The 19,062-nt window shown below is 62.0% G+C and carries 17 protein-coding genes; 11 read left to right on the forward strand and 6 right to left on the reverse strand.

The features are described 5' to 3' along the window. Window positions 1-19: 19 nt before the first annotated feature. The gene (locus ACP7CZ_RS19300) at window positions 20-883 is read right to left on the reverse strand and encodes a universal stress protein (RefSeq protein WP_034126007.1); all 864 of its coding nucleotides are present in this window, start codon (window positions 881-883) and stop codon (window positions 20-22) included. Window positions 884-1,032: 149 nt separating this feature from the next. Between ACP7CZ_RS19300 and ACP7CZ_RS19305 the strand changes: the two genes are divergently transcribed. Next, complete coding sequence (locus ACP7CZ_RS19305) at window positions 1,033-1,635, forward strand: tRNA-(ms[2]io[6]A)-hydroxylase (RefSeq protein ID WP_032892116.1); 603 nt, start codon at window positions 1,033-1,035, stop codon at window positions 1,633-1,635. Here ACP7CZ_RS19305 and ACP7CZ_RS19310 read toward each other — a convergent pair. Continuing rightward, window positions 1,591-2,790, reverse strand: a complete 1,200-nt coding sequence (locus ACP7CZ_RS19310; RefSeq protein ID WP_054897954.1) for an MFS transporter — start codon at window positions 2,788-2,790, stop codon at window positions 1,591-1,593. The genes ACP7CZ_RS19305 and ACP7CZ_RS19310 overlap by 45 nt on opposite strands. Before the next feature lie 157 nt (window positions 2,791-2,947). Here ACP7CZ_RS19310 and ACP7CZ_RS19315 point away from each other — a divergent pair, with 157 nt between their 5' ends. Then, window positions 2,948-3,655: a winged helix-turn-helix domain-containing protein gene (locus ACP7CZ_RS19315; protein WP_054921321.1), complete on the forward strand. Its 708-nt coding sequence runs from the start codon at window positions 2,948-2,950 to the stop codon at window positions 3,653-3,655. Further along, the gene (locus ACP7CZ_RS19320; protein WP_054897953.1) at window positions 3,656-4,933 is read left to right on the forward strand and encodes an ATP-binding protein; all 1,278 of its coding nucleotides are present in this window, start codon (window positions 3,656-3,658) and stop codon (window positions 4,931-4,933) included. A 137-nt stretch (window positions 4,934-5,070) separates the two neighbouring features. On the opposite strand, the gene ACP7CZ_RS19325 is transcribed toward ACP7CZ_RS19320, so the two are convergent. From ACP7CZ_RS19325 to ACP7CZ_RS19335, 3 genes are all read right to left on the reverse strand, one after another. Continuing rightward, window positions 5,071-5,862, reverse strand: coding sequence for a MipA/OmpV family protein (locus tag ACP7CZ_RS19325; protein ID WP_072446325.1), 792 nt, complete (start codon window positions 5,860-5,862; stop codon window positions 5,071-5,073). Between the two features lie 16 nt (window positions 5,863-5,878). Then, on the reverse strand, window positions 5,879-7,702 hold the full coding sequence (locus tag ACP7CZ_RS19330) for a serine hydrolase domain-containing protein (RefSeq protein ID WP_057975751.1): 1,824 nt from the start codon (window positions 7,700-7,702) through the stop codon (window positions 5,879-5,881). 116 nt (window positions 7,703-7,818) lie between these two features. After that, a complete protein-coding gene (locus ACP7CZ_RS19335) occupies window positions 7,819-8,718 on the reverse strand; it encodes a LysR family transcriptional regulator (protein WP_034126002.1) in 900 nt (299 codons plus the stop codon). A gap of 246 nt (window positions 8,719-8,964) precedes the next feature. Here ACP7CZ_RS19335 and ACP7CZ_RS19340 point away from each other — a divergent pair, with 246 nt between their 5' ends. The 8 genes from ACP7CZ_RS19340 to dctM all read left to right on the forward strand — a co-directional run bounded on the left by ACP7CZ_RS19340 (window position 8,965) and on the right by dctM (window position 17,602). After that, the gene (locus tag ACP7CZ_RS19340) at window positions 8,965-9,783 is read left to right on the forward strand and encodes an FAS1-like dehydratase domain-containing protein (RefSeq protein WP_072446329.1); all 819 of its coding nucleotides are present in this window, start codon (window positions 8,965-8,967) and stop codon (window positions 9,781-9,783) included. 28 nt (window positions 9,784-9,811) lie between these two features. Continuing rightward, window positions 9,812-10,975, forward strand: coding sequence for an acyl-CoA dehydrogenase family protein (locus ACP7CZ_RS19345; protein WP_072446330.1), 1,164 nt, complete (start codon window positions 9,812-9,814; stop codon window positions 10,973-10,975). 11 nt (window positions 10,976-10,986) lie between these two features. Continuing rightward, window positions 10,987-12,336: an MmgE/PrpD family protein gene (locus tag ACP7CZ_RS19350; protein WP_294204225.1), complete on the forward strand. Its 1,350-nt coding sequence runs from the start codon at window positions 10,987-10,989 to the stop codon at window positions 12,334-12,336. 10 nt (window positions 12,337-12,346) lie between these two features. Continuing rightward, the gene (locus tag ACP7CZ_RS19355) at window positions 12,347-13,540 is read left to right on the forward strand and encodes a CaiB/BaiF CoA transferase family protein (RefSeq protein WP_034125999.1); all 1,194 of its coding nucleotides are present in this window, start codon (window positions 12,347-12,349) and stop codon (window positions 13,538-13,540) included. Window positions 13,541-13,554: 14 nt separating this feature from the next. Further along, window positions 13,555-14,373 carry an HpcH/HpaI aldolase/citrate lyase family protein gene (locus ACP7CZ_RS19360; protein ID WP_252950622.1) on the forward strand — a complete coding sequence of 273 codons (819 nt, stop codon included), beginning with the start codon at window positions 13,555-13,557 and terminating at the stop codon, window positions 14,371-14,373. Between the two features lie 131 nt (window positions 14,374-14,504). Next, window positions 14,505-15,488 (forward strand): TRAP transporter substrate-binding protein, encoded by a 984-nt coding sequence (locus ACP7CZ_RS19365; protein WP_034125997.1) that lies wholly within the window; start codon window positions 14,505-14,507, stop codon window positions 15,486-15,488. A gap of 201 nt (window positions 15,489-15,689) precedes the next feature. Continuing rightward, window positions 15,690-16,322: a TRAP transporter small permease gene (locus tag ACP7CZ_RS19370; protein ID WP_034125996.1), complete on the forward strand. Its 633-nt coding sequence runs from the start codon at window positions 15,690-15,692 to the stop codon at window positions 16,320-16,322. Further along, on the forward strand, window positions 16,322-17,602 hold the full coding sequence (dctM, locus tag ACP7CZ_RS19375; protein ID WP_014718351.1) for a C4-dicarboxylate TRAP transporter large permease protein DctM: 1,281 nt from the start codon (window positions 16,322-16,324) through the stop codon (window positions 17,600-17,602). The genes ACP7CZ_RS19370 and dctM overlap by 1 nt, the downstream gene beginning before the upstream one ends. 193 nt (window positions 17,603-17,795) lie before the next feature. On the opposite strand, the gene ampC is transcribed toward dctM, so the two are convergent. After that, window positions 17,796-18,938, reverse strand: a complete 1,143-nt coding sequence (gene ampC / locus ACP7CZ_RS19380; RefSeq protein ID WP_294204228.1) for a class C beta-lactamase — start codon at window positions 18,936-18,938, stop codon at window positions 17,796-17,798. Window positions 18,939-19,062 lie beyond the last annotated feature (124 nt).

Raw genomic sequence — 19,062 nt, forward strand, 5'->3', positions numbered from 1 at the left:
CATTGCCTGAAGGTCGGTGTCAGGGCTTGGTCGCCAGCTCTTCCAGATGGTCCATGAGCGTCTGCGGTTTGAGCACCAGCACATCGCTTTGCACCGCATCCAGCACCACTTCTGCGGTATTGCCGATCAACGCGCCGGAAATCCCCGTGCGCGCCACCGTGCCGATAATGGTCACCGCCGCCTGCAACCGATGGGCGATATGTGGGATCAGCACATCGGCCGGGCCTTCCTCGATATGCAGATGTCTGTCGTCCACGTCGAACTCGGCCTGGAAGGCCTTGCATTGCTCGCGGTAGCGCGCCTCAATGGTTTCCTTGAGCTGAAAGGTCGGGTCTGCCGCCGACAGCATGGGCGAGGGGTGAGCGCTGATCACATGCAACTGCGCTTTGGCGAGGCTGGCGATATCAAAGCCATGGTCGATGATCGAATTGTGCAGCGAGCGGTGTTCGCCGTCGGCGTTGCCCACGTCGATGGCCGCCAGGATCACGCCGCCCGCCCAGGGGGTGGCGGTCTTGACCAGCAACACCGGCGTTGGGCAGTAGCGCAGCAACTTCCAGTCCGCCGGGGTCAGCAGGGCTTTTTTCAGAGGGTTGTCGGGGAAGTGCTGTTTGATCACCAGGCCACAGCCTTCGGCTTGCTGCACATCGATGATGGTTTCATGCAGGCTGTCGTTCCAGGCCTGCTCGGTGGTGACGCTGTAGCCGTCTTCTTTCAAGCCTTCCTTGAGCAGGCTCAGCAGCGCCGAATGCTCGTGCTTCTTGTCACAGACCAGCAAGTGCAGGTGCGCGTCGGTGACTTTGGCAATCAGCTTGGCACGCTTGAGGGCCAGGCTTTCCGAATGCTCGGGCTCGATGACCACCAGGATGCTGCGGATGGCTTGCATGGTCGGGATCTCCAAAAGGGCAGGCGTTGGATAACTATAGTTGCTGCTACGCAGCCGTCATGTTGATACACATCAAGGCCGGTGGCTGGTGGTCTGCGACGGGGTCGGTATAATCGGCGCCCTTTTGTGATCCTTTGCCCGTGAGCCCGATGAACCTGCCCGAAATCCATGAATTCCTCGGCTGCCGCACCCCCGATGCCTGGGTCCAGGCCGCGTTGGCCGATCAGGAAACCCTGCTGATCGACCACAAGAACTGCGAATTCAAAGCCGCCAGCACCGCCTTGAGCCTGATGGCCAAGTACTACGGCCACGTTGACCTGATCAACATGATGTCGCGCCTGGCCCGCGAAGAGTTGGTGCACCACGAGCAGGTCATGCGCCTGATGAAAAAGCGCAAGGTCGAACTGCGTCAACTGCACGCCGGCCGTTACGCCTCGGGTTTGCGCAAGGTGGTGCGCAGCCATGAGCCGGTCAAGCTGGTGGATACCCTGGTGGTGGGCGCCTTTATCGAAGCGCGCAGTTGCGAGCGCTTCGAAGCGCTGGTGCCGCATTTGGACGAAGAACTCGGCAAGTTCTATTTCGGCTTGCTCAAAAGCGAGGCGCGGCACTTCCAGGGCTACTTGAAGCTGGCATACCAGTACGGCGACGCCAAGGACATCGCCCAGGTGATCGAGCGGGTGCGGGCCACCGAGCAGGACCTGATCGAATCACCCGACGTCGAGTTCCGCTTTCACAGTGGCGTGCCAGCCTGAGGCCACGGCCACACCGATCAAGGCGGTGATCCCGGTCAGCAGCAGGATCACCGTTGGCGTGCCCAAAGGCGCTGCCAACACGGCAATCATCAAGCCCGCCAAGGGCTGGGCCAGGTTGTTGAGCAAGGTCATCACGCCAACGGTCTTGCCGAAGTCCTGCACCGGAATCACCCGTTGGCGGGTGCTGCGCAGGTACACGTTGAACATCTTGTCGAAGCCGGTCAGCAGCAGGAAACCCACCGCGTAGGCCCACACGCCGGGGCTGAGCGCGGTGATCAGCGCGCCCACGGTGATCATCGAGTACGACAACCCGCCCAGTACCTTCAGCTTCAGTGATGAATGCGCCAGGTAGAACAGAATCGCGATGGTCACCAGCGCCCCGGCGGCTTGCAGCAGGGCATAGGCGTCTTTGCCCGCTGCGTAGTGGCCGGTGACCATGGCAGCCGAGGTAGCCAGCGTCACGCCGACCATCAGGTTCACACCGACCGCCAGGACGATGATGCGTTTCAACTCCACCCGGTTGAGGATGTGGCCAAAAGCGGTGCGCAGGGGTTGCAGCCAGTTACCCGGCTGTTGTTCATGGATGTGCAGGTCCACCGTGGTGTTGCGTTGCCAGATCAGCATCGCCAGGTCTGCCAGCACAAACAGCGCGGCGACGCCCAGCACTACCCATGGCCACGCCCAGACTTCCAGCATCAGCGCCGCCACCAATGGCCCGAGCACCAGTCCGCCCTGGTCGGCGATCTGCGAATAGGACAAGGTCTTGGCGTAGGTGTACTGCCCGAAGATATGCGGCATCACCACTTCCCGCGCCATGATGCCCTGGGTGGTCAGCACGCCGCACAACGCGGACAGCATCACCAGCCAATGGATACCGTCGAACAGCCCATACAGCGCCATCGCCACCACGCAGGCCAGGGCCCGATACACCTGGCTGATATGCAGGATACGCACCGGTGAAAACCTGTCGCACAACGCGCCGCACACCGGAAACGCCAGGTAGCGCGGCAGTGACTCGATAAAAAACGCCAACCCCGCCCACGACACGCTTTGCGTGGTCTGGAACACGATCAGTGGCACGATAAACAGCAGAACCTGGTCGGCCAGCCGTGAAAGGAACAGCGAAATGAAGAACGCCAGGTAATCCTTGCGCATGGAGCTCCCTGTCAATGGCGTTAAAAACTGCAGGCTATTTGTTAAAAACTCTTAAAAGCATGAAGCTTCTTCGCTGTGGACTGGTCAGCCACCTCTGTCGGCCAGCTTGCCACCTATAATGGCCCCATTTCAATCCGCGCATCCACACTGAGAACTTATGGAAAACCTGGGTCTGGGCAAGGTCCTGCTCGTTGAGGACGATGAAAAGCTGGCAGGGCTGGTCTCGCATTTTCTGTCGCAGCATGGTTTCGAGGTACGGGTGGTGTACCGGGGCGATGAAGCGCTGGTGGCGTTCCTGGATTTCAAGCCGAAGATCGTCGTGCTCGATCTGATGCTGCCGGGTCAGAGCGGGCTGCATGTCTGCCGCGAGATTCGCAACGTGTCGGACACGCCCATCGTGATCCTCACCGCCAAGGAAGATGACCTGGACCATATCCTTGGCCTTGAGTCCGGTGCTGACGACTACGTGATCAAGCCGATCAAACCGCCGGTGTTGTTGGCGCGCCTGCGTGCGCTGCAGCGCCGCCAGGTACCCGAGCCCACCGTGCGCGGTGCCCTGGAATTTGGCCGCTTGTCGATTGATCGCAGTTGCCGGGTGGTCCGCCTGGGCGGCGAGACCATTGACCTCACCACCATGGAGTTCGAGTTGCTGTGGTTGCTGGCCAGCAGCGCGGGCAAGATCCTCTCTCGCGACGACATCCTGAACCGCATGCGCGGCATTGCCTTTGACGGGCTGAACCGCAGCGTAGACGTGTACATCAGCAAACTGCGCGGCAAGCTCAATGACAACCCCCGCGAGCCGGTGTGCATCAAGACCATCTGGGGCAAGGGCTACCTGTTCAATCCGTTCGCGTGGGAGGTGTAGATGCTGCGCTTGTACCTGCGCCTCTATTTGATTCTCGCGCTCGGTCTGGCCGGGTCGATCTGGTTGGTCAACTTCGGCCTGGACGCTTACATGCCCGAATCCAACGAAACCTATAACCGTGAAGCCCTGCGCGGCCCGGCCTGGGCCCTGGTGGAACAGTTGCGCCCCGTGCAGGCAGAGGCGCGCCAGGCACGCCTGGACGAACTGCAACCGCATTACGGCTTGCGGCTCGAACTGGTGCAGCGCGACACCCAGGATTTGAGCGAACGGGAACAGAAACTCCTGGCGGCTGGCCAGGTGGTGGTGCGCGAGGACTTCATGAAATTTCTTGCGCCTATCGACGACGGCCCGCAACTGCTCGAAATCAGATTGCCGGAGGAACCCAAGTGGTTGTACCTCTGGGCCTACGCTTTCCTGGGCGTGAGCCTGGCCATCGTCCTGTATTTCTGGGTGCGTCCACACTGGCGCGACCTGGAGCACATCCGCCTGGCAGCGCAACGTTTCGGTGACAATGACCTGGGCTCGCGCATCTTGCTGCCGACTCGCTCCACCGTGCGTTCACTGGCCGGGCACTTCAACCAGATGGCCGAGCGCATCGAAGGTTTGATCGCCAACCAGCGCGAACTCACCAACGCGGTCTCCCACGAATTGCGTACGCCGATTGCGCGGCTGTCATTCGAGCTGGACCAGCTCAGGCAGCAGAGCGACCCACGGCAAAGCCGAGCGTTGATCAACGACATGTACGCCGACCTCGGTGAGCTGGAAGAAATGGTCTCCGAGCTGTTGACCTATGCCAGCCTTGAGCCAGGCGCTACCCAGGTCACCCGCGAGCATATCGAGGCCCACAGTTGGCTCGACAGTGTGATCGGCAGCGTGGCCCTGGAGGCCGAAGCGGAAGGGGTGCAGTTGTCGTTGCGCACCTGCGAGGTGGACGTTATCCAGATCGAGCCACGCTTTATGGCGCGGGCCGTGATCAACCTGCTGCGCAACGCGATTCGTTATGCCGATCGTCGCGTGGAAGTGTCGCTGGTCAAGTTTGGCAGCGGTTACGAAGTGCGGGTCAACGACGATGGGCCGGGAGTACCGCTGGAGGGTCGCACCAAGATATTCGAACCCTTCCTGCGCCTTGACGCCAGCCGCGACCGCCGCACAGGCGGATTTGGTCTGGGCCTGGCGCTGGTCAAGCGTGTCAGCCAGTGGCATGGCGGGCAGGTGGAAGTGCAGGATTCGGAGTGGGGCGGGGCGTCGTTTCGAATGACGTGGGCCTATGCAGAGTAAGGGGGCTTGCCCCAATGCCATCCTGTAGGAGCGAGCTTGCTCGCGAAAAGCCTCAACGATAACGCGTGTTCTCTGGATAAACGCGGCGCCTGCGAGTTTTTCGCGAGCAAGCTCGCTCCTACAGAGGGCAAGTCAGATCAGAAGGTGTACTGCAGCTCCCCCAACACCGATGCCTGCAGCCGCTGCTCCACGATCGGGCTCTTGCCTGCTTCATCCGCCAGGTATTGCACATCCAGCAAGGTCGAGAACTGCGTGTGTTCGTTGATCGGCACGCTCCATGAGAGGTTCATGCCATTGCTGATATTGCCGGCCCTTGCCTTGTATTCCTTGAAGCGGCTGCGGGTGGCCTGGTCGGCAGTCACGCCGTACCAGGTTTGCAGGTAGTTGCGGTCACCGAAGTGGCTGTTGATGGCGGCATCGACGGAGCCGTAGCGGCCTTCATAGAGATTGGTACCCAGGCTCAACTCCAGGTGGGTAAAAGCCTTGCCGGTTTCCTTGTGTTTATCTTCTTCAAGCGCATGTTCCAGGGTGGCGCCGATGATCACACCTCCGAGGTTGTAGGCGGCACTCACCCCCAATTGCGGACGTGACTTGATCTCGCCCATGCCTTTGAGGCGTTTGGAGCCGGCATGCATGCTTTCATTTTTATCCTTGCGCGAATCGCTTGCGCCAACGTATGCGCTGAAGCTCAGGGCATTGCCTTCGTAACCCCAGCCCAAGCCCGTATCAGTGTCGAGGAAGACGCCCCAGGGGCTGATGATTCTGCCGCCGAGCACAGGCGCCGTCATACGTTCGTCGCTGCCACTGTAGCGGGGGGCGTTGGCCATGCCGGCCTCGAGACTGTATTGCCAGTCTTCGGCAAGCGCCGTATCGGCGGCGGCGAGCAGGCACAGTGAGGTCAATGACAGGCACAGGTTTTTTGAGTGCATCAGGGTGTTTTCCTGGTTAGAGGTTCAAGGGTGTGTGGGGTGAATGGGTGCGTTTGAACGAGTAGCCCGAAGCACTCAGGCCGTTGACCTGGCGGCTGACGGTATCGCCCAGGCCGTAGCCGTTGCCGGCCAGCACCGCATGGGCGTTGTCGATGGGCAGCAGGATGTAGTCGGTCAGCGGCTCGCCGTGCAATTGGCCGCGAATCACCAGGAAACCGTCCTCCTGGCGCACGCTGATGCCACTCAATGGCGCGTCGGGTTCATGGCTGCTGAGCACCTGGTAGGTGCCGACCGTGTTGGCCCACGCGGCGGACAAGGGCGGCGGCTCGATGCGCTCGCCGATGGCAATGCGTTGGCCGTGGCTGCGGGCGGTGAGCATTTGGCGGCCTTGTACCGTGAGCACATCCAGCTGCACGCGGCCCAACTCGCCGAGGTCCTTGCGCCAGAACCCCAGTATCTTTTTCTGCGCCCGCAGCCAGCCTTGCTCATCACGCAATAGCTGGAAATCGTAGCCGGCCAGTTCACCGCTCAAGCGCGCATGCTCATCCCTGATGCGGAACACGCCCCAGGCGGTCGCGTAGAAGCCTGCCAGGCGCTTGCGATCCACCGCCGCCGGTACATGGCGCAGCTTGAGGCCGTGGCTGGGGGCCTGGCAGTCATCGGCGCATACGGGCTTGCCGGTCTGAGCCTGGAGCATCAGGCGCAGGCTGTCGGTGGTCAGCGACACCACCATGTCTTCGGCGTTGCTGTCGTTGGCCATGATGACCACGGCCAGTTGCTGATCCGGCAGCAGGGTCAACTGGGCCACGAAGTCGTCGCCGCCACCGCTGTGCTGGTAGGTGCGCACACCGGGGCCGATGGGCTCGTCACCACAGGGCGCCAAGAACCAGCCCAAGCCCATCTGGCAGTCGAAATCCAAGGCATTGCCGGTGTTTTGCTGGGTAAACATGGCGTCGATAGACGTGCTACCGAGGATCTGGCTGCCCTTGTAGGTGCCCTTGGCAAACAGCATGCGTACGTAGCGGCTGAGGTCTTTGGGGCTGGTCCACAGGCCGCCGGCGGCGAGGTCACGCACCTGTGGGTCGGTGCTGGCCTTGCCATCCTCGTAGCCGTGGGCGCGATAGCTCATTTGCGCACCGGTGCCCAGGAAACTGGACTGGTTCATTCTCAAGGGTGTGAGCAGGCTGCTTTGTAACTGGGCTTCGAAGCTTTTGCCGCTGCTGCGCTCAATGGCGGCGCCCACCAAGGCATAGCCAAGGTTGGAATACGCCACCTGGGAACCCGGCAGGCTGCTCAGCCACACACCCGACACACGCATCGGCATCTGCCCCATGGCATAGGTGCTGCGCAGGTCGCGCAGGTGCTCGCTGGGCAAGCCGGATTGATGGCTGAGCAAGCGCCGCAAGGTGATCGCTCGATCCGCCTCGGCCTGGTCGCTGTGAAAGCGGGAGCGTACGTAGAACTCACGCAGGGTCTGCTGGATCGGCGCATCCAGCGCCAGGTGTTGCTGCTCCACCAGTTGCAGCGCTGCCGTGGCGCTCAGCAGCTTGGAGATGCCACCTGCGCGAAACGCGGTATTGGGCGTGACCGGCACCCCCAGGTCTTTGTCAGCCAGGCCAAAGCCGCGGGCCCAGATCAGCTCCTGGCCATTGACCAGGGCAATCGACAATCCCGCCACATTGTCCCGCGCCATCTCCTGGGGAATGCGGGTTTGCAGGTAGCGGATGATTGCGCCGTAATCACCTTTTTGAATCGGCGGCGGGGCAGGCGGTTGCGAGTGGCAACCGATACTGCCCAACAGGCAACCCAATAGCGGAATACCGCGCAGTCTGCGAAACATCAAGAGCACCCGAATGATGATTTGGATGCTGGAATGCTAGGGCGGCGGGTACTGAGAATCTTTGAGTGCTTTGTCGGGAAACTGTCAAAGACTGTTAACGGCCGCTTATAAAAACATCAGGATTTGCCCAGGGGGGCAGGCATCAACGTGGCGATCAGGGCGCGTATGGTCCCCGGCAGCGCTTCCAGCTCGCGTACCAGGATGCTGCGCTCGCGAATCGCCCAGGGCTCGTCCAGTTTTACCGTCACCAGCTGCATGGTGCGGCTGTGACGCAGGGCGGCGGACTCTGGAATGATGCCAATGCCCACGCCGGCCTCGACCATCCGGCAGATCGCCTCGAAGCTCGAGACCTGGATACGCAGCGACAATTGCTTGCCCAGACGCTCGACGTGTTCGCGCAGGAAACTCAACAGCGTGCTGCCTTCATGCAGGCCGATATGCTGATACGCCAGGGTCTGCTCAAGGGTCACCGAAGGCTGGTCGGCCAACGGATGCCCGACGGGTACCATCAGCACCAGTTCGTCGGTGCTGAAATGCAACACTTGCAGGCCGGAGGCTTCCACGGGGCCGGCGATGATGCCCATGTCACTGGTGCCATCGAGCACCCCACGCACGATGTCCCGCGACAGGCGCTCCTGCAGGTCGACGGTGACGCCCGGGCGCTGTGACAGAAAGCCTGCCAAGACCTCCGGCAAAAACTCGGTGACCGCCGTGGTGTTGGCGAAGATACGGATATGCCCGGCCGAATCCACGCCGTATTGGGTGAACTCGCTTTTGAGGTAATCCACCTGGCGCATGATCAACCGCGCATGGTGTAACAGGCGCTCGCCTGCCGGGGTGATCTCCACGCCTCGGCTGTCGCGGTACAACAGGCGCGTGTCGAGCTGACCTTCCAGGGCCTTGATCCGCGCACTGGCGGCAGCCGGCGACAGGAAGGCGCGCTTGGCACCCTGGGTGAGGCTGGGGGATTCGGCGATATGGATAAACAGGCGCAGGTCGGCGAGATCGAAGTGCATGCAAAAACTCCAGGCTTGTGATCACCCGTGGCGAGGGAGCTTGCTCCCGCTGGACTGCGAAGCAGACCTGTTTTTTGGGGCCGCTTCGCGCCCCAACGGGAGCAAGCTCCCTCGCCACAAGAGGTACGCATAGGAATGGTGCGTTCAGCTTAACCGAACGCTGGTTTATTGAAATGCAAATTCTCAGAACGGGCAGGCCCTTGCATGATCCACGGCAGACACCCACTGCCTGAGGACCTGCACCCGATGAGCGCCACTGATTGGATCGGCCGAAGTGAGACCGCCCACGACCACCTGAGTCATAACCTGCTCAAGCGCATCGCCGCGACGTTAGGTGAAGAGGTGCCTGCCGACGGCGACGCTGTGCCTGCGTTGTGGCAATGGTGCTTTTTCCAGGACCCGCTGCCGGAGGTGGCGTTGGGCAGCGACGGCCACCCGGCACGCGGCGGGTTCCTGCCGCCGGCCGATAACCGCAATCGCATGTGGGCCGGTGGGCGTCTTGAATTTCTGCAGCCACTGCGGGCTGGCGAGGCGGCTACGCGCGTGTCGACCATCACCCAGGTCGAAGAAAAGACCGGGCGCACCGGCTCACTGCTATTTGTCACTGTGCGCCATGACTACTCCCAGGAAGGGCGGCTGGCCATCCGCGAGGAACAGGACATCGTCTACCGCGAACCCACGCCACCCAAGCCTGGCAGCGGCGACGCGCTGGCCCGGGGCGAATGGACAGAGGCCGTCGAGCCGACGCCGACCCTGTTGTTCCGCTACAGCGCCGTCACGTTCAACGGCCACCGCATCCACTACGACTACCCCTACGTCACCGGCACCGAAGGCTATGCCGGCCTGGTGGTGCATGGCCCGCTGATCGCCACTTTGAACCTGCGTGCGTTCTGCCGGGCGCACCCTGAGGCGACCCTGCGCCGCTTTGCCTATCGCGGCGTGCGCCCACTGATTGCGCCACAGCCTTTTGAGGTGGGCGGGCGTATCACCGCAACCGGCGTCGCAGAACTCTGGGCGGGCAACACTGAAGGCCTGGCGCAGACCGCCCAAGTGCATTTCGAATAACCCGATAACAACAGGCGGAGAGCCGTTAATGAATGCCCATGACAACGAAGAACTCAAGGCCATCCGCGAAGGCGTGCGCGCCTTGTGCGCCGAGTTCGATGCCGCTTACTGGCGCAAGATCGATGAAAAAAAAGGCTTCCCTGAAGCCTTCGTCAAGGCCCTGACCGACGCCGGTTGGCTGTCGGCCATGATCCCCGAGGAATACGGCGGTTCCGGCCTGGGCCTGGCCGAAGCCTCGGTGATCCTTGAGGAAGTCAACCGCTGCGGCGGCAACTCGGGCACCGTACACGGCCAGATGTACAACATGTTCACCCTGCTGCGTCACGGCAGCGAGGCGCAAAAACGCTACTACCTGCCCAAGCTGGCCAGCGGTGAATTGCGCCTGCAGTCGATGGCCGTCACCGAGCCCACTACCGGCACCGACACCACCAAGATCAAGACCACGGCGATCAAGCGCGGCGACAAGTACGTGATCAACGGCCAGAAAGTCTGGATCTCTCGGGTACAGCATTCCGACCTGATGATCCTGCTGGCGCGCACCACGCCTTTGGCCGACGTAAAGAAAAAGTCCGAAGGCATGTCGATCTTCCTAGTGGACCTGCGCCAGGCCATCGGCAACGGCCTCACCGTGCAGCCCATCGCCAATATGGTCAACCACGAGACCAACGAGCTGTTCTTCGACAACCTGGAGCTGCCCCTGGACAGCCTGATTGGCGAGGAGGGCAAGGGCTTCAAATACATCCTCGATGGCCTGAATGCCGAGCGTACGCTGATTGCCGCCGAGTGCATCGGTGACGGCCGCTGGTTCATCGAAAAGGCCAGCGCCTATGCCCGCGACCGTGTGGTGTTTGGCCGGCCAATCGGGCAGAACCAGGGCGTGCAGTTCCCGATTGCCGAGGCGCATATCGAGATCGAAGCGGCCGACCTGATGCGCTGGCGTGCCTGCGAGGAATACGACAGCGGCAAGAACGCCGGGGCCAGTGCCAACATGGCCAAGTACCTGGCGGCCAAGGCGTCCTGGGAAGCGGCCAACGCCTGCCTGCAAACCCACGGCGGCTTCGGCTTTGCCTGCGAGTACGACGTGGAGCGCAAGTTCCGCGAAACCCGCCTGTACCAGGTGGCGCCGATCTCCACCAACCTGATCCTGTCCTACGTGGCCGAGCATTTGCTCGAATTGCCACGCAGCTTCTGAGGGCCTTGAGCATGCATCATACCCAAGCCCTGTGCCGGTTCCTGGCCGAGCTGACGTACTCACAATTGCCCGAGCCCGTGCTGGCGCGTACCGAAGAGCTGTACCTGGATTGGCTCGCGTCCGCCTTGGCCAGCCAAGGCGCGCACCCGATTCCCTTGTTTGAACGCTACGCGCAGAAGATGGGCCCGAGCAGCGGCCCGGCCCAGGTGATCGTCAACGGCACCGGCACCAGCGCGTATTTCGCCGCACTGGTCAACGCCGCCTCCTCACACCTGGTGGAGCAGGATGACCTGCACAACAGCTCCGTGCTGCACCCGGCCACCGTGGTGTTTCCCGCCGCGTTGGCGGCTGCCCAGGACCTCGGCAAGGCTGGCCGTGAACTCTTGCTGGCCTCGGTGGCCGGCTACGAGGCGGGGATTCGCATCGGTGAGTTCATGGGCCGCTCGCACTACCGCATCTTCCACACCACGGCCACGGTCGGCACCCTGGCGGCGGCGGTCGCGGTGGGCAAGTTGCTCGATTTCAACGAAGAACAATTCATCAACCTGCTCGGCAGCGCCGGCACCCAGGCTGCCGGGGTGTGGGAGTTTCTGCGCGATGCCGCCGACTCCAAACAACTGCACACGGCCAAGGCGGCGGCGGACGGCTTGCTGGCGGCTTACCTTACGGCCGATGGGCTGACCGGCGCGCGCAATATCCTTGAAGGTGAGCAAGGTTTGGCGGCAGGTATGTCCAGTGATGCCCAGCCGGGCAAATTGTCTGCCGAGCTGGGCAGCCGTTGGGCGCTGGTGGAAACCTCGTTCAAGTTCCACGCCTCCTGTCGCCACACCCATCCTGCTGCCGAGGCGCTGCTGGCCGTGATGCAGCGTGAAGGCTTGAGCGCTGCGCAGATCTCCCAGGTGCGAACCCACGTGCACCAAGGCGCCATTGACGTACTCGGCCGAGTGACGGTACCGGCCACCGTGCACCAGGCGAAGTTTTCCATGGGCACCGTGCTTGGGCTGATCGCTGTGCATGGCAAGGCCGGGTTGCCTGAATTCCATGAGCTGGCGTTGACCGATCCTGCGGTCGCGGCGTTTCGCGACAAGGTCAGCATGACCCTGGACGCGGAAGTCGACAGCGCCTACCCGCAACGTTGGCTGGGCCGCGTCACGGTCACCACCACCGATGGCCGCACGCTGCGCGGTGCCATTGATGAACCCAAGGGCGACCCGGGCAACACCCTGAGTCGGGCCGAACTGGCGGATAAGTTCCAGCGCCTGGCCCACTTCAGCGGCGCCCGCACCCCGACCCAGGCCAGAGGCCTGATCGAGCAGGTGTGGAACCTGCGTACTACCGCGTCCATGGCCCATTGGCTTTGAGGGATTTGTCATGACTGAACAACGACCGCTGGACGGCATCACCGTCGTCAGCCTGGAACACGCGATTGCCGCGCCATTTTGCACGCGCCAGCTGGCCGACCTCGGTGCCCGGGTCATCAAGGTAGAGCGACCCGGCACCGGCGACTTCGCCCGTGGCTATGACGAGCGGGTGCGTGGCCTGGCGTCGCATTTCGTCTGGACCAACCGCTCCAAGGAAAGCCTGACCCTGGACCTCAAGCAGGACGAGGCGGGCGCTATTCTGGATGCGCTTTTGGCCGATGCCGATGTGTTGGTGCAGAACCTTGCCCCCGGCGCGGCAGCGCGCATGGGCTTATCGTTCGAGGCGCTGCACGTGCGCTTTCCACGCCTGATCGTCTGCGATATTTCCGGCTACGGCGAAGGCGGGCCCTACGAGAAAAAGAAAGCCTACGACCTGCTGATCCAGAGCGAGGGCGGCTTTCTCTCGGTGACCGGTGGCCCAGGTGAAGAGCAGATGGCCAAGGCCGGTTGCTCCATCGCGGATATCTCCGCCGGGATGTACGCCTACAGCGGCATTCTGTCGGCGCTGCTGCTGCGCGGCAAAACCGGCCAGGGCAGTCGCATCGATGTGAGCATGCTCGAAAGCCTGGTGGAGTGGATGGGCTACCCGATGTATTACGCCTTCGACGGCGCGCCGCCGCCACCGCGTGCGGGTGCCGCGCATTCGACGATTTACCCCTACGGGCCGTTTCCCACCGGGGGCGGCGGCACGGTGATGCTCGGCTTGCAGAACGAGCGCGAATGGGCGGCGTTCTGCGACAAAGTGCTGCTCACCCCGGCATTGGCGACGGACGAGCGCTTCAGCGCCAATTTCAAGCGCTCGGCCAACCGCGAGGTGCTGCGCCAGATCATTGTGGAGCGCTTTGCCCAACTGGACGTCGAGGCGGTGATCCAGCGCCTGGAGCACGCGCAAATTGCCAGTGCCCGGGTCAACGACATGCAAGGCGTGTGGGACCACCCGCAACTCAAGGCCCGCGACAGCTGGCGTGACGTCGACAGCCCGGCGGGGCCGTTGCCCTCGCTGCTGCCACCGGCCCGTAACGCCGCGTTTACCCCGCGCATGGACGGCGTTCCAGCGCTGGGGCAACACAGCCAAGGCATCCTCGACCAGTTGGGTTACTCCGTTGAGGCCATTAACAGTCTGCGTGAGCGCGGCGTTATCTAATCAGGAATCACGTGATGCCAAAGCCTTTAGTACGTTCTGCGCTGTTTGTGCCGGGCAGCCGCCCGGAGCGGTTTGCCAAGGCCCTGGCCAGCGGCGCCGACGCAGTGATTGTGGATTTTGAAGACGCGGTGGAAGAGCCGCTCAAACGTCAGGCCCGGGATAATCTGGGCGCGTTCCTGCACGCCCATCCTGAGGCCCAGGTGTGGGTGCGCATCAACGCGCCGCAACATGCCGAGCATTTTGAGGACGTGGCGTTCTGCAAGGCCCATGCAAATGTCGCCGGGGTATTGCTGCCCAAGGTCGAAAGCGCGGCCCAGGTGGCTGTGGTGGCCGCGACCGGCAAGGCTATCTGGCCGATTATCGAAAGCGCACGCGGTTTGCTGGCACTGGCGCAGATTGCCCAGGCGCCCCAGGTGGAGCGCCTGTCGTTCGGTGGCTTGGACCTGGCGCTGGACCTGAACCTGAGCAGTCACTCCCGTGCCGCCGAATTGGCCCTCGACCAGGCGCGCCTGGCGTTGATCGTGCATTCGCGCGCCGCGGGCCTGGCGGCGCCGCTGGACGGCGTGCACCCGGCCATCGACGACCCCGAAGGCCTGCACCGTTCGATCCGGCACGCCTATGAGATGGGTTTTGCCGGGGCGTTGTGCATTCATCCCAAGCAAGTGGCGGTGATCCATGCCGCGCTAGCGCCGAGCGCCCAAGAGCTGGCCTGGGCCAGGCGGGTGGTGGAGGCGGGCGCCCATGGGGCAGGGGCTTATCAGATTGATGGGCAGATGGTGGATGCGCCGGTGTTGCTGCGCGCGCAACGGCTGCTCACTGCCAGCTCTGACTGATGGAACCTAGAGCCAGCTCCCACACTGGACGCGTTCGGCCAGGCCGAACGCAGGTATCTAAAGTTCGAAATTCACGACACGCGTAACATCAGGCACCTTGCCTTAAACACAACAATAAGAAGGTGATTCCCATGCTCAAGCTTTCCCGGGCGCTGCTGTGCGCCGCCACCTTGTTTACCGCTGGCCTGGCCCAGGCGGCAGACCCGATTGTGATCAAGTTCGCCCACGTGGTTGCTGAAAACACCCCTAAAGGCCAAGGCGCGCTGCTGTTCAAAAAACTTGCTGAAGAGCGCCTGCCCGGCAAGGTCAAGGTCGAGGTGTACCCGAACTCGTCGCTGTTTGGCGATGGCAAGGAAATGGAAGCATTGCTGCTGGGTGATGTGCAGATGCTGGCCCCGTCCCTGGCCAAATTCGAGCACTACACCAAGCAAGTGCAGATCTACGACTTGCCGTTCCTGTTCAACGACCTGGCCGCCGTCGACCGTTTCCAGGCGGCCCAGGGCAAGCAACTGCTGACCTCGATGCAGGATAAAAACATCCTCGGCCTGGCCTATTGGCACAACGGCCTCAAACAACTCTCTGCCAACAAGGCCCTGCATGAACCCAAGGACGCCCGTGGCCTGAAGTTCCGCGTGCAGGCTTCCAGTGTGCTCGAAGAACAGTTCAAGGCGATCCGCGCCAACCCGCGCAAGATGAGCTTTGCCGAGGTTTACCAGGGCCTGCAGACCGGTACCGTGAATGGCACCGAGAACACTTGGTCGAACTATGAAAGCCAGAAGGTCAACGAAGTGCAGAAGTACTTCACCGAGTCCAACCACGGCCTGATCGACTACATGGTGATCACTAACGCGACATTCTGGAACGGCCTGGCGCCGGATGTGCGCAGCACCCTGGAGCAGATCATGGCCGAGGTCACCGTGGAGGTGAACAAGCAGGCCGAAGCGCTGAACCAGTCGGCCAAGCAGAAGATCATCGACGCCAAGACCAGCGAAATCATCGAACTGACCCCCGAGCAACGTGCGCTGTGGCGCGAAGCCATGCGCCCGGTGTGGCAGAAGTTCGAAGGCGAGATTGGGGCCGGCCTGATCAAGGCGGCGGACCAGTCCAATCAGTAATCCCCTGTGGGAGCGGGCTTGCCCGCGACTGATCGTTCCCACGCTCCGCGTGGTAATGCATCCCGTGACGCTCCGCGTCGCCTTACGCACGGCGTGATACAGAACGTGGAACGTCCGGGGCGGCATTACCACGCGGAGCGTGAGAACGATCTAGCAGGTTGACCTGGCTTTTTACCTATCTCTGCCTCGCGAGGTTTTGCCATGCAAACGCTAAGACGCGTCTGGGAGCACCTGGAGGAAGGCTTTATCGCTTTCCTGCTGGCCGCCATGACCCTGGTGACGTTCGTCTACGTCATGCTCAACAACGTCTACACCCTGTTCTTTACCCTGGCCGACAAATGGGCCTGGAGCAGCCCCTTCTTCAATGCCCTGGGCGACGGCAGCATGACGTGGGCCCAAGAGATGACCTGGAGTGTGGCGCTGACCAAGGCCATGTTCGGCTGGTTGATTTTCTTCGGCATTTCCTACGGCGTGCGCACTGCTGGCCACCTGGGTGTGGACGCGCTGGTGCGGCTGACCCGGCGCCCGGTGCAGCGTCTGCTCGGCATGCTCGCCTGCCTGTGCTGCCTGGCCTATGCCGGGCTGTTCATGGTGGCCAGCTACAAGTGGGTAAGTGCGGTGATGACCGCGCATATCGGCGCCGAAGACCTCGACCAGTTCGGCATCGATGTCGGCGACATCGTGGTGATCGTGCCCATTGGCTTTGCGTTGGTATTGATCCGCTACCTGGAAATTTTCTACCGCATCTTTACCCACCGCCAGGTCGGGTTGGGGTTGGCCGACGAGGCCGGTGAGGCCAGCAAGTTGGCCGGCAGCCATGAGGAGCGTCACTGATGGCCGTGCTCTGTTTGTTTTTGCTGTTGTTCGTGTTCATGTTCCTGGGCGTGCCGATTGCGATTGCCCTGGGGCTGTCCGGTGCGGTGTCGATCCTGATGTTCAGCCAGGACTCGGTGAGTTCCCTGGCGATCAAGCTGTTTGAAACCAGCGATGCCTACACCTTCCTGGCGATTCCGTTTTTCCTGTTGTCCGGTGCCTTCATGACCACCGGCGGCGTGGCCCAGCGGCTGATCGACTTTGCCAACGCCTGTGTCGGGCATATCCGCGGTGGCCTGGCGATTGCGGCGGTGCTGGCGTGCATGCTGTTTGCAGCGCTGTCCGGGTCGTCACCGGCCACGGTGGCAGCAGTGGGTTCGATTGCCGTGGCGGGCATGGTGCGCTCCGGTTATCCGAAGGAATTTGGTGCGGGCATCATCTGCAATGCCGGGACCTTGGGCATTCTGATCCCGCCGTCGATTGTGATGGTGGTGTATTCGGCGGCGACCGAAACCTCGGTGGGCAAGTTGTTCATGGCCGGGGTGATTCCGGGCTTGCTGCTGGGCCTGATGTTGATGGTCGCGATCTACATCGTCGCCCGCATCAAGAAGCTGCCGGCCCAACCCCGGGCGACATTCCGTGAATGGCTGAGCTGTGCACGCCGAGCGTTCTGGGGCCTGTTGCTACTGGTGATCATCCTCGGCGGCATTTACAGCGGCATGTTCACCCCGACCGAAGCGGCGGCAGTGGCGGCCGTGTATTCAGCATTCGTCGCGCTGTTCGTCTACAAGGACATGAAGCTGCGCGATTGCCCCAAGGTGCTGCTGGAGTCGGGGCGCTTGTCGATCATGCTGATGTTCATCATCGCCAACGCCATGCTGTTTGCTCACGTGCTGACCACCGAACAGATCCCCCAGCAAATCACCGCGTGGGTAATCTCGGAAGGGCTGACGCCGATTGGCTTTTTGATCATGGTCAACGTGGTGCTGCTGATTGCCGGCAGCTTTATGGAGCCTTCGGCCATTGTGCTGATCCTGGCCCCGATCTTTTTTCCGATTGCGATGAAGCTGGGCATTGACCCGATTCACCTGGGGATTGTGATGGTGGTGAACATGGAAATCGGCCTGGTGCACCCGCCGGTGGGGCTGAACCTGTTCGTGACCTCGGCGGTGACCGGGCTGACATTGGGGCAGACTATTCGCGCGGCGATGCCGTGGCTGATGATCCTGTTGGTGTTCCTGATCATGGTGACGTACTTGCCGTTCATTTCCCTGGCGCTGCCGCAGTGGCTCGGAATGTAGGGTGGGAGGGGGCTTGCCCCGATGGCGATGAGTCAGACACTCCCTCATCGGGGCATAGGTATCTACACAACTCAGGGACGACGCAGGCCCTGTGGCGAGGGAGCTTGCTCCCGTGACTACCCAACGGCGGACGCTGATCTAACTGACGCGCCGCGATCCAAATGTGGGAGCTGGCTTGCCTGCGATGGCGGCCTTATTGGTCCATCGCACTCAAGATCGCGTGCGCTACTTTCACCCTTTCGGCATTCGGGTAGTTCCGGTTCGCCAGGATCACCACCCCCATGTCCTTGCTTGGCACGTACGCCACGTAAGCACCAAAGCCGCCAGTGGACCCGGTTTTGTTGTACAGCACGTTGGCCGGCTCGGCCTGGGCGGGTGTCAACCAGGTGACCTTGTGCGGCTCCATCGCCATCGGTGTGGAGTTGCCGTCCAGTAACGCTTGCAGGCCGATGGGGTAGGGGTAGCGTTCCCAGCCCAGCCCCTGGGTCATGCCGTTGACGGTGTAATAGCCGGCGTGACTGGTGGCAATGGCCTGTTGCACCGGTTGTTCCAGGGTTTGCGGGTGCATGTTCGCGATCACGTAGCGGGCCAGGTCCTGGCTGCTGCTCTTGAGGCCATAGGCTTCGAAGTCCAGGGCGCCAGGGTTGACGCGTACCGGTTTCTGCTGGCTGTCATAGCCCTGGGCGTATTGGCCAGCCTTGTCGGCGGGGACGCGAGTATAGGTATTGGTCAAGCCCAGCTTGGGCAGCAGGGTTTTTTCCATGGCGACGGTGAACGGCTGGCCCAGGCTTTTTGCGGTCACGTAACCGAACAGGCCAATGCTGGGGTTGGAGTAAAGGCGTTGTTCCCCCGGCGCATAAGTGGGTTTCCAATGCTGGAAGTAATCCATCATGGTGGTTGCACTGTCGGCGGCATCCGGAAACTGCAGCGTCAGGCCGCCGGCGGTATAAGTGGCCAGTTGCAGCAGGCTGATGCGATCGAACGCGCTGCCAGCCAGGACGGGCAGATGTTGGCTGGTCATGTCCGACAGCTTGAGCTTGCCGATGGCCTGGGCATACCCGCCGAGGGTGGCGTTGAAGGTTTTGCTCACTGAGCCGATTTCGAACAGGGTGTTTTCGGTGACGGGTGCCTGGGTGTCTTTGGCGGCGACGCCGTAGTTAAAGTATTGCACCTTGCCGTGTTGGACGACCGCGACCGTCAGGCCCGGGATGCCTTGCTGTTTCATCAGAAGGGTGACGTGGCTGTCCACGACCTGGCGCATATCGGTGGCTGCCATGCAGCTGCCGGCGCCGAGCAACAAGGCTGAAACCGCATATTTTTTCAGGGTGTGTTTCATGGTTCGCTTCCATGTAAATAAGGCAATGACGATCGGAACCTGCGCAGGCGTGGCAAATGTAGGTGGATTTCCGGGCGCCGGCAAACGATGATATCTCGCACCTGCCATTAGAAAAAATTGGGTC

Source organism: Pseudomonas sp. DWP2-2 (genome assembly GCF_049897065.1).
Classification (GTDB): domain Bacteria; phylum Pseudomonadota; class Gammaproteobacteria; order Pseudomonadales; family Pseudomonadaceae; genus Aquipseudomonas; species Aquipseudomonas paracarnis.

What these genes read in the sequence shown, in the direction of transcription:
- ACP7CZ_RS19350 (WP_294204225.1), top strand. Translation starts at nt 10,987, where the DNA reads ATGCATCATACCCAAGCCCTGTGCCGGTTCCTGGCCGAGCTGACGTAC.
- ACP7CZ_RS19315 (WP_054921321.1), top strand. Translation starts at nt 2,948, where the DNA reads ATGGAAAACCTGGGTCTGGGCAAGGTCCTGCTCGTTGAGGACGATGAA.
- ACP7CZ_RS19355 (WP_034125999.1), top strand. Translation starts at nt 12,347, where the DNA reads ATGACTGAACAACGACCGCTGGACGGCATCACCGTCGTCAGCCTGGAA.
- ACP7CZ_RS19305 (WP_032892116.1), top strand. Translation starts at nt 1,033, where the DNA reads ATGAACCTGCCCGAAATCCATGAATTCCTCGGCTGCCGCACCCCCGAT.
- ACP7CZ_RS19320 (WP_054897953.1), top strand. Translation starts at nt 3,656, where the DNA reads ATGCTGCGCTTGTACCTGCGCCTCTATTTGATTCTCGCGCTCGGTCTG.
- ACP7CZ_RS19335 (WP_034126002.1), bottom strand. Translation starts at nt 8,718, where the DNA reads ATGCACTTCGATCTCGCCGACCTGCGCCTGTTTATCCATATCGCCGAA.
- ACP7CZ_RS19365 (WP_034125997.1), top strand. Translation starts at nt 14,505, where the DNA reads ATGCTCAAGCTTTCCCGGGCGCTGCTGTGCGCCGCCACCTTGTTTACC.
- ACP7CZ_RS19310 (WP_054897954.1), bottom strand. Translation starts at nt 2,790, where the DNA reads ATGCGCAAGGATTACCTGGCGTTCTTCATTTCGCTGTTCCTTTCACGG.
- ACP7CZ_RS19300 (WP_034126007.1), bottom strand. Translation starts at nt 883, where the DNA reads ATGCAAGCCATCCGCAGCATCCTGGTGGTCATCGAGCCCGAGCATTCG.
- ampC (WP_294204228.1), bottom strand. Translation starts at nt 18,938, where the DNA reads ATGAAACACACCCTGAAAAAATATGCGGTTTCAGCCTTGTTGCTCGGC.
- ACP7CZ_RS19370 (WP_034125996.1), top strand. Translation starts at nt 15,690, where the DNA reads ATGCAAACGCTAAGACGCGTCTGGGAGCACCTGGAGGAAGGCTTTATC.
- ACP7CZ_RS19360 (WP_252950622.1), top strand. Translation starts at nt 13,555, where the DNA reads ATGCCAAAGCCTTTAGTACGTTCTGCGCTGTTTGTGCCGGGCAGCCGC.
- ACP7CZ_RS19325 (WP_072446325.1), bottom strand. Translation starts at nt 5,862, where the DNA reads ATGCACTCAAAAAACCTGTGCCTGTCATTGACCTCACTGTGCCTGCTC.
- ACP7CZ_RS19330 (WP_057975751.1), bottom strand. Translation starts at nt 7,702, where the DNA reads ATGTTTCGCAGACTGCGCGGTATTCCGCTATTGGGTTGCCTGTTGGGC.
- ACP7CZ_RS19345 (WP_072446330.1), top strand. Translation starts at nt 9,812, where the DNA reads ATGAATGCCCATGACAACGAAGAACTCAAGGCCATCCGCGAAGGCGTG.
- ACP7CZ_RS19340 (WP_072446329.1), top strand. Translation starts at nt 8,965, where the DNA reads ATGAGCGCCACTGATTGGATCGGCCGAAGTGAGACCGCCCACGACCAC.
- dctM (WP_014718351.1), top strand. Translation starts at nt 16,322, where the DNA reads ATGGCCGTGCTCTGTTTGTTTTTGCTGTTGTTCGTGTTCATGTTCCTG.